The sequence below is a fragment of the Streptomyces apricus genome (assembly GCF_008369065.1).
GTDB lineage: Bacteria > Actinomycetota > Actinomycetes > Streptomycetales > Streptomycetaceae > Streptomyces > Streptomyces apricus.
Genome location: NZ_VDFC01000040.1, coordinates 142216 through 155836 on the forward strand (window position 1 = coordinate 142216; position 13621 = coordinate 155836).

Sequence of the window (13621 nt, forward strand, 5' to 3'; positions counted from 1 at the left end):
GGGCGGCGGCGGTGGCGCGGCGCACGACCCGGAGCGCACCGCGGAACGCGCCCGCCGGGTCGCCGACGCCTGGGAGGGCTCGGAGGCCGCCCGGATCTGGCGCGCGGGCTACTTCCCGCTGGGTGCGGCGGTGCAGCTGCCCGAGGGCGCCTTCCGCAGCGAGGCCGACAAGCGCGCGTACGCGGGGCGGAACTTCGAACTGCGCACCCCGCTGCCCGGCGACGCACAGGGGAAGGGGCCGCGAAAGGACGCACAGGGGAAGGGACCGGGGAAGGGAGAGGTCCGCTGGCGTGACGGCGATCCGCTGACCGTCGCCGTCTCCACCGCCCGGGCCTCCTACGGGAAGCTCGCGCGGGGCGGGAGCGCCGGCCACTCCCTCGTCGTGACCGGGGCGCGGCTCGCCGGCATGACCGTGCCCACCGGCCGGGGCCCGGCCACCGTGCCCGCCTGGCACTTCGACATCGAGGGGTACGACACGCCCCTCAAGCGGGTCGCGGTCGAGCCCTCGAAGCCCCCGCGCCCGCCGATCGGGCCCGACCGGCGGACCCCGGACGCCCCGCACCCGCTCTTCGGTCTCGGCGGGGTGTCCCGGGACGGCCGCGGTGTGACCGTGTGGGCCCGGCACGGCTCCTGCGACGAGGGCCCTGCGGTGGACGTGCTGGAGACCGGCGACAGCGTGGTCCTCTCGCCCTGGGTCCGGGGCCGCTCCGACGGCCTCTGCACGGCCGACCTGCGGATCGAGGAGGTGACGGTACGACTGGACCGGCCGGTCGGCGACCGCCTGCTGCTCGACGCCTCCACGGGCCGGCCCGTGCTCCTCGCCGACCGGACCGGGTGACGGCCTGGGCGCCGCGCCTGCACCCGAATCGCCCGGTTCCGGTGTCCGCCCGGCTGCCGACGTGGTGAAAAGCCGCTGCCCCGCCGAGGGCGGCTTGCCAAGATGGGGGCATGACCACCTCGTACGACGTGTCCCCCGGCAGCCCCGAAGTCATCGACCGCCGTGAGGGGCCCTACGGAGAGGTCGTGCTGCGGCGGCACGGCGGGCTGCTGCAGATCATCGCCAACGGGTGCTTCCTCATGGACACCTCCGACGGCCGCTCGGAGCGGCTGCTGGTCGACGCCGCGCTCGGCGCGCTGGACGGGCGCACCGCGCCGGACGTCCTGATCGGCGGCCTCGGTGTCGGCTTCTCCCTCGCCCACGCGGCGGCCGAGCCCCGCTGGGGCCGCATCGCCGTCGTCGAGCGGGAGCCGGCGATCATCGACTGGCACCGGTCGGGGCCGCTCGCCGAACTGTCGGCACGGGCGCTCGCGGACCCGCGCACCGAGATCGTCGAGGCGGATCTGGTCGCGTACGTCCATGAGACATCCGACACGTACGACGTCGTGTGCCTCGACATCGACAACGGACCCGAGTGGACCGTCACGGAGGGCAACGAAAGCCTCTACTCCGGAACCGGACTCGCCGCGTGCAAGCGGCTGTTGAGGCCCGGCGGGGTACTTGCCGTATGGTCGGCCAGACCTTCGACTGATTTCGCAGGAACCTTGCGGAATGCCGGGTTCCAGCAGGTGCGTACCGAAGAGATCCCGGTTGCCCGAGGCGTTCCGGACGCGGTGCACCTCGCGGTAAGACCTGGATAGCCGAGCGGTGGTCACTGCCCGTACCCTGCTGCTCTGACGCGGATCATTCAAGCGTCAAGCGCAGTCATGGGATCACCCCACTGGTTCCGGAAAGCACACTCAGGGGCGGGCGATGGAGCAGACACACACCTCGCACAACGGCACGGCGGCCACGCCGGGCGCTCAGCGCCGGGTGCTGGTGGTCGAGGACGATCCGACGATCGTCGACGCCATCGCCGCCCGGCTGCGCGCCGAGGGGTTCCTCGTGCAAACAGCGGGTGACGGTCCGGCCGCCGTGGACACGGCCGAGGCGTGGCAGCCCGACCTGCTGATCCTCGACATCATGCTGCCCGGTTTCGACGGCCTGGAGGTCTGCCGACGGGTGCAGGCGGCCCGCCCGGTGCCGGTCATGATGCTCACCGCGCGCGACGACGAGACAGACATGCTGGTCGGGCTCGGCGTGGGCGCCGACGACTACATGACGAAGCCGTTCTCGATGCGTGAGCTGGCCGCGCGCGTGCACGTTCTGTTGCGACGGGTGGAGCGGGCCGCGCTGGCCGCGTCGACCCCGCGCTCGGGCATCCTGCGCCTCGGCGAGCTGGAGATCGACCACGCGCAGCGCCGGGTGCGGGTGCGATCCGAGGACGTGCACCTGACGCCGACCGAGTTCGACCTGCTGGTCTGCCTGGCCAACACCCCGCGCGCGGTGCTCTCGCGCGAGCAGCTGCTGGCCGAGGTGTGGGACTGGGCGGACGCCTCCGGCACCCGGACCGTGGACAGCCACATCAAGGCCCTGCGCCGGAAGATCGGCGCCGAGCGGATCCGCACGGTGCACGGCGTGGGCTACGCGCTGGAGACCCCGACGCCCTAAAGTCGGGCACCCTGACCGAGGGGGCTGGTGTGATGAGGGGTCGCGGCGTACTGCGCAGGCGCGTCAAGGCGGGCGCGGGGGCGGTGACCGGTACGGGTCCGGCGGCCCGGGTCGCCGGTACGGCATCCGCGCCGGCGCCGTCGCCCGGCACGCCGCCGGACGCGGGTACGGGTATGAGCGTGCGTACGGGTACGGGCGCGAGTACCGGCACGGGCGGAGCCGTCGGCTTCGGTGCCGGAACCGGCTCCGGCCCGGGCACCGGAACCAGCACGGGCACAGGCACCGGCTCCTGGGGCGACGTACGCCCCTTCTCCATCAAGACCAAGCTCGGCACGCTGGTCGTCGTCTCGGTCTTCATCACCACCGGCCTGCTGATGATCGCGGTGCGCACCGAGACCGAGCTGCGCTTCATCACGGTCTTCTCGATGATCGCGACCCTGCTGATCACCCAGTTCGTGGCGCACTCGATCACCGCCCCGCTGGACGAGATGAGCACCGTCGCGCGCGGCATCTCGCACGGCGACTACACGCGCCGCGTCAGGGGCGCCGACCGCCGCGACGAGCTGGGCGACCTGGCCCAGACGATCAACCGCATGGCCGACGACCTGGAGGCCCAGGAGCGCCAGCGCAAGGAGCTCGTGGCGAACGTCTCGCACGAGCTGCGCACCCCTATCGCGGGCCTGCGCGCGGTCCTGGAGAACGTGGTGGACGGTGTCTCCGCCGCCGACCCCGAGACCATGCGCACGGCCCTGAAGCAGACCGAGCGGCTGGGGCGCCTGGTGGAGACGCTGCTCGACCTCTCGCGCCTGGACAACGGCGTCGTACCGCTGCGCAAGCGGCGCTTCGAGGTGTGGCCGTACCTGTCCGGCGTGCTGAAGGAGGCCAACATGGTGGCCTCCGCGCGCGCGGGCATCGCCTCCGGTTCCGGGAGCCACACGCGCACCGACGTCCACCTGCACCTCGACGTGTCCCCGCCGGAGCTGACCGCGCACGTGGACCCCGAGCGGATCCACCAGGTGGTCGCCAACCTCATCGACAACGCGGTCAAGCACAGCCCGCCGCACGGCCGGGTCACGGTCCGGGCCCGGCGCGGCGACGGCCCCGAGTCCCTGAACCTGGAGGTCCTGGACGAGGGGCCCGGCATCCCGCGCTCGGAGTGGCACCGGGTCTTCGAGCGGTTCAACCGCGGCGGGGTCGTCGCCCCGCACGGCCCGGGCAGCGACGGCGGCACGGGCCTCGGGCTCGCGATCGCCCGCTGGGCGGTGGATCTGCACGGTGGCCGGATCGGGGTGGCCGAATCGGAGCGGGGCTGCCGGATCCAGGTCACTCTTCCGGGAGTGCCTTCGCCGGACAGGTTGACGTAGGGTTCGAAGGGAGAGCCCAAGATCCACGTGATCGGGCAGCAGGACACGTGTCATCCCGCGTTCCTCGCACGGAAACCGGCCGTTCGCGGTCGCGATCCCGGGCCGGCGCGTCCGTTCGGCATCGGAACCCCGCTTGTTTCCCGCCATTTCCACCGCCGAAACACGCGATTCGATGTGACTTACGCGACGATGACCAGCCCGGACTGACCTACGCGGTCCGGGGGGCGTAGCCTTTATTCCCGCTGTCCATCACCTTGTGAAGCGGAAGAGGGCGGTTGCCGCCGTGTCGCCACAGTCCCCCAGTAATTCGAGCATCTCGACCGATGACCAAGCCGCCGGGAAGAACCCCGCGGCCGCCTTCGGACCCAACGAGTGGCTCGTCGACGAGATCTATCAGCAGTACCTCCAGGACCCGAATTCGGTAGACCGAGCCTGGTGGGACTTCTTCGCCGATTACAAGCCGGGCGGTGCGACCACTTCGCCGCAGGCGGGTATCGCGGCCGCGGGGGCCGCGGGTACCTCTGCCGCCGCTCCCGCCGCCCCTGCCGCTCCGCCGGCCCAGGCCAAGGCTCCGGCGCAGGCCGCCCCGGCCCAGGCGCAGGCTCCGGCCGCTCCGGCGAAGCCCGCGCCCGCCGCGGAGTCCCACGAGGGCCCCGAGTACGTGACGCTGCGCGGTCCCGGCGCCGCGGTCGCGAAGAACATGAACGCCTCCATCGAGGTCCCCACGGCCACGTCCGTGCGCGCGGTCCCGGTGAAGCTGCTCTTCGACAACCGCATCGTCATCAACAACCACCTGAAGCGCGCCCGGGGCGGGAAGATCTCCTTCACCCACCTCATCGGCTACGCGATGGTGCAGGCCATCAAGGCCATGCCGTCGATGAACCACTCCTTCACGGAGAAGGACGGCAAGCCGACCCTGGTCAAGCCGGAGCACGTCAACTTCGGCCTCGCCATCGACCTGGTGAAGCCCAACGGCGACCGCCAGCTGGTCGTCGCGGGCATCAAGAAGGCCGAGACGCTGAACTTCTTCGAGTTCTGGCAGGCCTACGAGGACATCGTCCGCCGCGCCCGCGACGGCAAGCTGACGATGGACGACTTCTCCGGCGTCACGGTCTCCCTGACCAACCCGGGCGGCCTCGGCACCGTCCACTCGGTCCCCCGCCTGATGCCCGGGCAGTCGGTCATCATGGGCGTCGGCTCGATGGACTACCCGGCGGAGTTCCAGGGCACCTCCCAGGACACCCTGAACAAGCTCGGCATCTCGAAGGTCATGACGCTCACGTCGACCTACGACCACCGGGTCATCCAGGGCGCCGCGTCCGGCGAGTTCCTGCGCGTCGTCGCGAACTACCTGCTCGGCGAGAACGGCTTCTACGACGAGATCTTCGAGGCCCTGCGCATCCCGTACGAGCCGGTCCGCTGGCTCAGGGACATCGACGTCTCGCACGACGACGACGTCACCAAGGCCGCCCGGGTCTTCGAGCTGATCCACTCCTACCGGGTGCGCGGCCACGTCATGGCCGACACCGACCCGCTGGAGTACAAGCAGCGCAAGCACCCCGACCTGGACATCACCGAGCACGGGCTCACCCTGTGGGACCTGGAGCGCGAGTTCGCGGTCGGCGGTTTCGCGGGCAAGTCCCTGATGAAGCTGCGCGACATCCTCGGCGTGCTGCGCGACTCGTACTGCCGCACCACGGGCGTCGAGTTCATGCACATCCAGGACCCGAAGCAGCGCCGGTGGATCCAGGACCGCATCGAGCGCCCGCACAGCAAGCCGGAGCGCGAGGAGCAGCTGCGCATCCTGCGCCGGCTGAACGCCGCGGAAGCCTTCGAGACCTTCCTGCAGACGAAGTACGTCGGCCAGAAGCGCTTCTCCCTGGAGGGCGGCGAGTCCGTCATCCCGCTGCTCGACGCGGTGCTCGACTCCGCCGCCGAGTCGCGCCTGGACGAGGTCGTCATCGGCATGGCCCACCGCGGCCGCCTGAACGTCCTGGCGAACATCGTCGGCAAGTCGTACGCGCAGATCTTCCGGGAGTTCGAGGGCAACCTCGACCCGAAGTCGATGCACGGCTCCGGCGACGTCAAGTACCACCTGGGCGCCGAGGGCACCTTCACCGGTCTGGACGGCGAGCAGATCAAGGTCTCGCTGGCCGCCAACCCCTCGCACCTGGAGGCGGTCGACCCGATCCTGGAGGGCATCGCCCGCGCCAAGCAGGACATCATCAACAAGGGCGGCACGGACTTCACCGTCCTGCCGGTCGCCCTGCACGGTGACGCGGCCTTCGCGGGCCAGGGCGTGGTCGCCGAGACGCTGAACATGTCGCAGCTGCGGGGCTACCGCACCGGCGGCACGGTCCACGTGGTGATCAACAACCAGGTCGGCTTCACCGCCGCCCCGGAGTCCTCGCGCTCCTCCATGTACGCCACCGACGTGGCCCGCATGATCGAGGCGCCGATCTTCCACGTGAACGGCGACGACCCCGAGGCCGTCGTCCGCGTCGCGCGCCTGGCCTTCGAGTTCCGCCAGGCGTTCAACAAGGACGTCGTCATCGACCTCATCTGCTACCGCCGCCGCGGTCACAACGAGTCGGACAACCCGGCGTTCACCCAGCCGCTGATGTACGACCTGATCGACAAGAAGCGCTCGGTGCGCAAGCTCTACACCGAGTCCCTCATCGGTCGCGGCGACATCACCCTGGAAGAGGCCGAGCAGGCGCTGCAGGACTACCAGGGCCAGCTGGAGAAGGTCTTCACGGAGGTCCGCGAGGCGGCCTCCGCGCCGGGCGAGTCGCACGCCCCGGACGTGAAGCCCGAGTTCCCGGTGGCGGTCACCACGGCGGTCTCCCAGGAGGTCGTCAAGCGGATCGCCGAGTCCCAGGTCAACATCCCCGAGCGCGTCACCGTCCACCCGCGCCTGCTGCCCCAGCTGCAGCGCCGCGCGGCGATGGTCGAGGACGGCACGATCGACTGGGGCATGGGCGAGACGCTCGCGATCGGCTCCCTGCTCCTGGAGGGCACCCCGGTGCGCCTCTCGGGCCAGGACTCCCGCCGCGGCACCTTCGGCCAGCGCCACGCGGTCCTGATCGACCGGGAGACGGGCGAGGACTTCACCCCGCTCCAGTACCTGTCGGACGAGCAGGCCCGCTACAACGTCTACGACTCGCTGCTGTCCGAGTACGCGGCGATGGGCTTCGAGTACGGCTACTCGCTGGCGCGTCCCGAGTCCCTCGTGATGTGGGAGGCGCAGTTCGGCGACTTCGTCAACGGCGCCCAGACGGTGGTGGACGAGTTCATCTCGTCGGCGGAGCAGAAGTGGGGCCAGACCTCCGGCGTCACGCTGCTCCTCCCGCACGGCTACGAGGGCCAGGGCCCGGACCACTCGTCCGCCCGCCCGGAGCGTTTCCTCCAGCTGTGCGCGCAGAACAACATGACCGTCGCCATGCCGACGCTCCCGTCGAACTACTTCCACCTCCTGCGGTGGCAGGTGCACAACCCGCACCACAAGCCGCTGGTGGTCTTCACCCCGAAGTCGATGCTGCGCCTGAAGGCGGCCGCGTCGAAGGCGGAGGAGTTCACGACGGGCGGCTTCCGCCCGGTCATCGGGGACGACTCGGTGGACCCGGCGGCCGTCAAGAAGGTCGTCTTCACCGCGGGCAAGGTCTACTACGACCTCGACGCCGAGCGGAAGAAGCGCGGCATCACGGACACGGCCGTCATCCGCATCGAGCGCCTGTACCCGCTGCCGGGTGCGGAGCTCCAGGCGGAGATCGCCAAGTACCCGAACGCCGAGAAGTACCTGTGGGCCCAGGAGGAGCCGGCGAACCAGGGCGCGTGGCCGTTCATCGCCCTGAACCTCATCGACCACCTGGACCTGGCGGTCGGCGCGGAGGTGCCCCACGGGGAGCGCCTGCGCCGCATCTCCCGCCCGGCGAGCTCGTCCCCGGCGGTCGGCTCGGCCAAGCGCCACCAGGCGGAGCAGGAGCAGCTGGTACGCGAGGTGTTCGACGCCTGACGGGTTGTCGCACGCACGGAGGGCCCGCCCCCAGCTTCGGCTCGGGGGCGGGCCCTCCGTCTATCCTGCTGTAGGACTTTCAGCGAGAACGACGGAGCACCACGCATGTACTTCACCGACCGCGGTATCGAAGAGCTGGAGAAGCGGCGCGGCGAGGAAGAGGTCACCTTCGAGTGGCTCGCCGAACAGCTGCGCACGTTCGTCGACCTGAATCCGGACTTCGAGGTCCCGGTCGAGCGCCTGGCCACCTGGCTGGCCCGCCTGGACGACGACGAGGACGAGGAGTAGGCGGGCCGCCCGCCTCTTTACCGAAGGCGTGCGTCAGCCGCGCGCCTTCACCCGCTCGTACGCCAGCCCCAGCGCCCCGTGCGCCACCAGCAGCAGCCCCGCCGCGCTCCAGCCGTCGCCGCGCCGCCGCAGCCCCCGGACCAGCAGCGGCAGTCCCGCCGCCACCTGGGCGAGCGCGAGCCCCCGCGCCTGAGGGGTGCCCGCCCCGGGCAGCCATGCCCCGACCCGGCTGTGCCCGACCGCGTCGATCTCGGCCCGGACGGCATGTCCCCGCCCGGGCCACTCGACGGTGCGGACGCCGGGCAGGGCACGGGCCGCCTCGCTGAGGCGGTCGGCCGGGTCGCCGGGGTCGAGCCCGGCGGGCAGGGCGACCCCCACGCGCGCGAGGACGGCGAGCAGACCGCGCAGACGGGCCCGGGCACCGGTCTCCGGATCGTCCTGTGTCAGGCGGTCGAGCGCCTGCACGTCCAGTACGGGGTCGAGGCCGAGGCGCCCGGCGAGGGTGTGCATGGCCTCGCCCACCCCGACCGGCGTGCCGTTCGCCAGCCACTCGTAGCCCACCGCGCGCCGGAACCCCGTGGCGAGCGTGCAGCCGCTGTGGTCGGCGTCCCACCACAGGGCCAGTACGGGCCAGGGGGCGCCGACCGCCAGCGCGCCGGCCCAGCCGGCGAGGACGCGGTCGACCGGTTCGCCGCCCTGCGACCAGGGCTTTCCCTCCGGGACCAGGACGCTCCACTCCCGCCCCGCCGGGACGAGCAGCATGCGCTCGCGCAGCAGTCGGGCGACGGCTTCGACGGCCTCCGGTTCCGCTCGGCAGAGCAGCAGGGCACCGGCCGCCCGGGCGGATGGAGGGTGGGGAACCGGCGGATCGAGGGGCGACATGGGCCCAGATTATGCGTAATTGTCCGCATCAAGGCCGTCGGATCACCGGAAAGAGTGCCTTGACTTCCCGGATGCGCGATATATCGTGAATAGCGGAAGACGCGATATTGCGTGTCGTGTCCCGCCCAGCCGAGGAGGTCCGCGCCATGTCCGAGTGGTCCGTCGCAGAGCCGAAGAAGCTCACGTTCGACGAACCGGTGACGTCCCTCCATGTGCGCATCGTCAACGGAACGGTGAACGTCGTGGGGGTCGACGAAGGTTCCGCCCGCCTCGAAGTGTCCTCGCTGGAGGGACCGCCGCTGACGGTGTCCCACGAGGACGGCGTGCTCACGGTCGCCTACGAGGACCTGCCCTGGAAGGGCTTCCTCAAGTGGCTCGACCGCAAGGGCTGGCGCCGCAGCGCGGTGGTCTCGCTGGCCGTCCCGGCGCACACGCGCGTCGAGGTGGGCGCGATAGGCGCCACGGCCATGGTCTCCGGCATCGAGGGACGGGCGGTGGTGAAGGGCGTCTTCGGCGACACCACGCTCGTAGGTCTCTCCGGCCCGGTCCGCACGGACACCGTGTCGGGGAACGTGGAGGCCCAGGCCCTCACGGGCGACCTCCGCCTCAACTCCGTCTCCGGGGACCTGACCGTCGTCGAAGGCTCCAGCCTTTCCGTACGGGCCGAGACGATCAGCGGTTCCGTGATCGTCGACCTCGATCCGGCCGGGCGGGCCAGCGACCTCAGCCTGACCAGCGTCTCGGGAGAGATCGCCGTCCGCCTGCCGCATCCGGCGGACGCGGAGGTCGAGGTCGACTCGGCGAGCGGCACGGTCTCCAGCGCCTTCGAGGACGTGAGGGTCACCGGCAGCTGGGGCGCCAAGAAGATGACCGGCAGGCTCGGCGCGGGGAACGGCCGCCTGAGGGCTACCACCGTCTCCGGTTCCATCGCCCTGCTGAGAAGGCCCCCCGGGGAGGACGAGCCGTGGGACGAGAAGGCGGACGACAAGGGAAGGGACGGCGCGGAAGTCGATTTCGGAAAGGGGGCCGAGGTCGGGGAGGATGAACCACAGGACGCGTTCCCCGACACGTCGGGAACCGGAACTGGAACCGGTTCCTCCCCCTCCGCACAGCACCCCGCCCACGACGGCACCGACGGTTCCTCCGGCGGACCGACCGACCACCAGAACCTCCCCCTCCGCACAGCACCCCGCCCACGACGGCACCGACGGTTCCTCCGGCGGACCGACCGACCACCAGAAGGGGCTCTGACATGGCTCCCGTCTTTGCCCATGGCCGCCTGCGGCTCTACCTGCTGAAGCTGCTCGACGAAGCACCGCGCCACGGTTACGAGGTGATCCGCCTCCTGGAGGAGCGGTTCCAGGGGCTGTACGCGCCGTCGGCCGGCACCGTCTACCCCCGGCTGGCCAAGCTGGAGGCCGAGGGCCTGGTCACCCACACCACCGAGGGCGGCCGCAAGGTGTACGCGATCACGGACGCGGGCCGTGCCGAGCTGGCCGATCGCAGCGGCGAACTGGCCGACCTGGAGCTGGAGATCCGCGAGTCGGTCGCCGAGCTGGCCGCGGAGATCCGCGCCGATGTGCGCGGCGCCGCGGGAGACCTGCGCCGCGAGATGCGGGCCGCGGCCAGCGAGTCCCGGCGCGGCTCCACCGGGTCCGGCAGCGGCGCCGAGGACACCGGCGGCCGCGGGGGCGCCCGCGGGGACTTCGGCGACCTCGGGGACAAGGAGGCGTGGCGCGTCGCCAAGGAGGAGATGCGCCGTATCAAGCAGGAGTGGAAGGAGCAGGCGCGCCGCGCCAAGGACGAGAGCCGCCGGGCCCGCGAGGAGGCGCAGCGCGCCCGTCACCAGGCCAAGGAGGCCCAGGAGCGGGCCCGGGTCCAGGCGCAGGAGGAGCTCCAGCGCATCGCCAAGCGCGTCCAGGACCAGGTGCAGGACCACTTCAGCCGGGGCGACTGGCCGACGGGCGTCAGGGACGGCCTCACCGAGCTGGCCAAGGAGTTCGGCGACTTCGGGAAGAACTTCGGCAGCGAGTTCGGGAAGGACTTCGGCTTCGGCCGGCACGAGACGCGGGCGCGGACCGGCACCGGACCTGAGAAGCCCGACTACACGGACACCCCCGAGGACTTCCCCGCCGACTACGAGCCCTCCTGGGCCCATGAGGACTCCACGGGCGATCCCGCCCGCGACCTGGACCGCCTGCTGGACCGTTTCCGGGACGGCATCCGCGACGCGGCCCGCGACCACGGGGTGACGGAGGAGCAACTGCGCGACGCGCGACGCCATCTGTCGTCGGCGGCGGCACACATAGGTGCGGTGCTCCGGACGCCGAGAGGCTGAACAGCGGCCCGCCACCGTCCGGGCCGTCCGCACCGTCCGCGCCATGGAGACTCGTGGCGGGCCCCGTCAGAGCCCGCCACGGGTGTCGCCACCCCGGCACGGCCCCGTCGCCTCGTTGCCTCGTTGCTCCGTCGCTCCTCAGCCGGCCATCGCCGCTCCTCCGCCCGTGCCGTACAGCACGCGTCGCAGTGCCGCGTAGGTCACCCCGTGGTCGGCCAGGACCTCCGCGGGGACTCCGGGGCGGGCGGTGAGGGCGAGCAGGAGGTGCTCGTCGCCGATGTGGCGGTCCTGCTGGGCCAGGGCGATGCGCAGGGACTCCGTGAGGAGGTCCTTGGCACCCCGGGCGAAGGGACGGCGGCCCCCGGCGAACCCGGACCACCATCCGCGCCCGCGTCCGCCGGTCCCGCCGGTCCCGCCGTCGCCCTTGCCGCCGGCTTTCCCGGCGCCCTTCTCCTCGGCGTGCACCGCCGCCAGAGCGCCCTCGCCATGGGCCTCCTCGACGCGCGAGACGATGGCCGAGACGTCGATGCCCAGTTCCGAGAGGGCGTCGGTGTCGGCGCGGGAGAGGCCGCCGCGACGGCGCGCCTCGGCAAGGGCCCGTTCGACGGAGTCCCGGCGTCCGCCGAGCCCCAGGGACGTCAGGGCGAACGACGCGCGACTCGCCTCGCGGTCGAGGAGGGCCAGCAGCAGGTGCTGTTCCTCGACCGCCTCCGCGTCCAGCCGCTCGGCATGGGCGACCGCGCCGAGGACCACCGCGCGGGCGTCCTTGGTGAACCGTTCGAACATCACTGCCTCCCGTACTTCTTGTGCACGGCCTGCCTGCTGACACCCAGTTCCGCGGCGATCTCCTGCCACGACCAGCCCTGATTGCGCGCGCTGCGCACCTGTACCGCTTCGAGCTGCTCCAGCAGCCGCCGCAGGGCGGAGACGGCTCGCAGCCCGATCCGCGGATCGTGGTCGCCGGCACGCTCGGCGAGATCCGTTGCTTCGGTCATGGCGTCAACATAGGTTGACGCGCCCGGCCGTGTCAACGGTGGTTGACACAGCCGGGCGCGTGGGAGACCCGAAGGGCGATCAGGAGGTGGTCACCGAGCGGTCAGGACGACCTTGCCGAAGAGTTCGCCGGAGGCCATGCGCTCGAAGCCCTCGCGGGCCCGGTCCAGCGGGAGGACCTCGTCGATGACGGGGCGGACACCGGTGGCGGCGCAGAAGGACAGCAGGTCCTCCAGCTCGTCCTTGGTGCCCATCGTGGAGCCGACGACCTTGAGTTCGAGGAAGAAGATGCGGGTCAGCTCGGCGTGGGCGGGGCGGTCGCCGCTGGTGGCGCCAGAGATGACCAGGGTGCCGCCGGGCTTGAGGGACTTGACGGAGTGGGACCAGGTGGCGGCGCCGACGGTCTCGATGACGGCGTCCACGCGCTGCGGGAGGCGGGCACCGGCCTCCAGGGCTTCGACTGCGCCCAGTTCGAGGGCCCGCTTGCGCTTGGCCTCGTCCCGGCTGGTGGCGAAGACACGCAGCCCCGCGGCCTTGCCCAGCGCGATGGCGGCCGTGGCGACGCCGCCGCCGGCCCCCTGGACGAGGACGGAGTCACCGGGGCGTACGCCCGCGTTGGTGAAGAGCATGCGGTAGGCCGTCAGCCAGGCCGTGGGGAGGCAGGCGGCCTCCTCGAAGGAGAGTCCGGCGGGCTTGGGGAGGACGTTCCAGGTGGGCACGGAGACCTGTTCCGCGAAGGTTCCCTGGTAGCGCTCGGTGAGGATGGACCGCGGTTCCTTCGGGCCGACACCGTGCCCCGTCTGTCCGATGACGGAGTGGAGGACGACCTCGTTGCCGTCCTCGTCGGTGCCGGCGGCGTCGCAGCCGAGGATCATGGGGAGCTTGTCCTCGGCGAGGCCGACGCCCCGCAACGACCAGAGGTCGTGGTGGTTGAGGGAGGCGGCCCTGACGTTCACGGTCGTCCAGCCGGGCCGGGACTCGGGGGCGGGGCGCTCGCCCAGTTCGAGGCCGTTGAGCGGCTGGTCGCGGTCGATGCGGGAGGCGTAGGCGGCGAACATGCCCCGACCCTAGGGGCCGCTCGCCTCCGGCGGAACCGGCCCACTCTGTGACACGCGTCCCCCMCCGGCCCGCCACTGTCACCTGCGGCCCGGCGGGGGCCGACCCGCGTGAGTCGACTGCGGCCCGGCGGGGGCTGGCCGCGCAGTTCCCCGCGCCCCTAAAGGGCGCYCTTTAGGGGCGCGGGGAACTGCGCG

Annotated in this window: 12 protein-coding genes; 8 read left to right on the forward strand and 4 right to left on the reverse strand. The window is 71.8% G+C overall.

Annotated features, from left to right (window positions below; genetic code table 11):
• The 6 genes from FGF04_RS13565 to FGF04_RS13590 form a co-directional block, all read left to right on the forward strand.
• Positions 1 to 838, forward strand: an 838-nt coding sequence (locus FGF04_RS13565; RefSeq protein WP_188114076.1) for a hypothetical protein, incomplete at its 5' end; no start/stop codon positions are given.
• Positions 839 to 948: 110 nt separating this feature from the next.
• Positions 949 to 1638 carry a spermine/spermidine synthase domain-containing protein gene (locus FGF04_RS13570; RefSeq protein WP_149511560.1) on the forward strand — a complete coding sequence of 230 codons (690 nt, stop codon included), beginning with the start codon at positions 949 to 951 and terminating at the stop codon, positions 1636 to 1638.
• A 112-nt stretch (positions 1639 to 1750) separates the two neighbouring features.
• A complete protein-coding gene (locus FGF04_RS13575; RefSeq protein WP_055509869.1) occupies positions 1751 to 2488 on the forward strand; it encodes a response regulator transcription factor in 738 nt (245 codons plus the stop codon).
• Between the two features lie 32 nt (positions 2489 to 2520).
• Positions 2521 to 3852 carry a HAMP domain-containing sensor histidine kinase gene (locus tag FGF04_RS13580; protein WP_235882323.1) on the forward strand — a complete coding sequence of 444 codons (1332 nt, stop codon included), beginning with the start codon at positions 2521 to 2523 and terminating at the stop codon, positions 3850 to 3852.
• 283 nt (positions 3853 to 4135) lie between these two features.
• A complete protein-coding gene (locus FGF04_RS13585) occupies positions 4136 to 7867 on the forward strand; it encodes a multifunctional oxoglutarate decarboxylase/oxoglutarate dehydrogenase thiamine pyrophosphate-binding subunit/dihydrolipoyllysine-residue succinyltransferase subunit (RefSeq protein WP_149511561.1) in 3732 nt (1243 codons plus the stop codon).
• A 105-nt stretch (positions 7868 to 7972) separates the two neighbouring features.
• Positions 7973 to 8155, forward strand: coding sequence for a DUF6104 family protein (locus FGF04_RS13590; protein WP_018571400.1), 183 nt, complete (start codon positions 7973 to 7975; stop codon positions 8153 to 8155).
• A 33-nt stretch (positions 8156 to 8188) separates the two neighbouring features.
• On the opposite strand, the gene FGF04_RS13595 is transcribed toward FGF04_RS13590, so the two are convergent.
• Complete coding sequence (locus tag FGF04_RS13595; RefSeq protein ID WP_149511562.1) at positions 8189 to 9037, reverse strand: hypothetical protein; 849 nt, start codon at positions 9035 to 9037, stop codon at positions 8189 to 8191.
• 146 nt (positions 9038 to 9183) lie between these two features.
• Between FGF04_RS13595 and FGF04_RS13600 the strand changes: the two genes are divergently transcribed.
• Together FGF04_RS13600 and FGF04_RS13605 are read left to right on the forward strand one after the other, a co-directional pair.
• Positions 9184 to 10335, forward strand: coding sequence for a DUF4097 family beta strand repeat-containing protein (locus FGF04_RS13600; protein ID WP_188114077.1), 1152 nt, complete (start codon positions 9184 to 9186; stop codon positions 10333 to 10335).
• Positions 10290 to 11375 carry a PadR family transcriptional regulator gene (locus FGF04_RS13605; RefSeq protein ID WP_149511564.1) on the forward strand — a complete coding sequence of 362 codons (1086 nt, stop codon included), beginning with the start codon at positions 10290 to 10292 and terminating at the stop codon, positions 11373 to 11375. The genes FGF04_RS13600 and FGF04_RS13605 overlap by 46 nt, the downstream gene beginning before the upstream one ends.
• Positions 11376 to 11513: 138 nt before the next feature.
• Here the strand turns inward: FGF04_RS13605 and FGF04_RS13610 are convergent, their stop codons facing one another.
• From FGF04_RS13610 to FGF04_RS13620, 3 genes are all read right to left on the reverse strand, one after another.
• Positions 11514 to 12161 (reverse strand): Clp protease N-terminal domain-containing protein, encoded by a 648-nt coding sequence (locus tag FGF04_RS13610; protein ID WP_149511565.1) that lies wholly within the window; start codon positions 12159 to 12161, stop codon positions 11514 to 11516.
• Entirely contained in the window at positions 12161 to 12370 is a 210-nt protein-coding gene (locus tag FGF04_RS13615; protein ID WP_149511566.1) for a helix-turn-helix domain-containing protein, read from the reverse strand. The genes FGF04_RS13610 and FGF04_RS13615 overlap by 1 nt, the downstream gene beginning before the upstream one ends.
• Before the next feature lie 90 nt (positions 12371 to 12460).
• Positions 12461 to 13426: a zinc-binding dehydrogenase gene (locus FGF04_RS13620; RefSeq protein WP_149511567.1), complete on the reverse strand. Its 966-nt coding sequence runs from the start codon at positions 13424 to 13426 to the stop codon at positions 12461 to 12463.
• Positions 13427 to 13621 lie beyond the last annotated feature (195 nt).

Bases quoted from the DNA above. Each gene is read 5' to 3' on its own strand.
- FGF04_RS13570 (WP_149511560.1), top strand. From the start codon at position 949: ATGACCACCTCGTACGACGTGTCCCCCGGCAGCCCCGAAGTCATCGAC.
- FGF04_RS13575 (WP_055509869.1), top strand. From the start codon at position 1,751: ATGGAGCAGACACACACCTCGCACAACGGCACGGCGGCCACGCCGGGC.
- FGF04_RS13580 (WP_235882323.1), top strand. From the start codon at position 2,521: ATGAGGGGTCGCGGCGTACTGCGCAGGCGCGTCAAGGCGGGCGCGGGG.
- FGF04_RS13590 (WP_018571400.1), top strand. From the start codon at position 7,973: ATGTACTTCACCGACCGCGGTATCGAAGAGCTGGAGAAGCGGCGCGGC.
- FGF04_RS13595 (WP_149511562.1), bottom strand. From the start codon at position 9,037: ATGTCGCCCCTCGATCCGCCGGTTCCCCACCCTCCATCCGCCCGGGCG.
- FGF04_RS13600 (WP_188114077.1), top strand. From the start codon at position 9,184: ATGTCCGAGTGGTCCGTCGCAGAGCCGAAGAAGCTCACGTTCGACGAA.
- FGF04_RS13605 (WP_149511564.1), top strand. From the start codon at position 10,290: ATGGCTCCCGTCTTTGCCCATGGCCGCCTGCGGCTCTACCTGCTGAAG.
- FGF04_RS13610 (WP_149511565.1), bottom strand. From the start codon at position 12,161: ATGTTCGAACGGTTCACCAAGGACGCCCGCGCGGTGGTCCTCGGCGCG.
- FGF04_RS13615 (WP_149511566.1), bottom strand. From the start codon at position 12,370: ATGACCGAAGCAACGGATCTCGCCGAGCGTGCCGGCGACCACGATCCG.
- FGF04_RS13620 (WP_149511567.1), bottom strand. From the start codon at position 13,426: ATGTTCGCCGCCTACGCCTCCCGCATCGACCGCGACCAGCCGCTCAAC.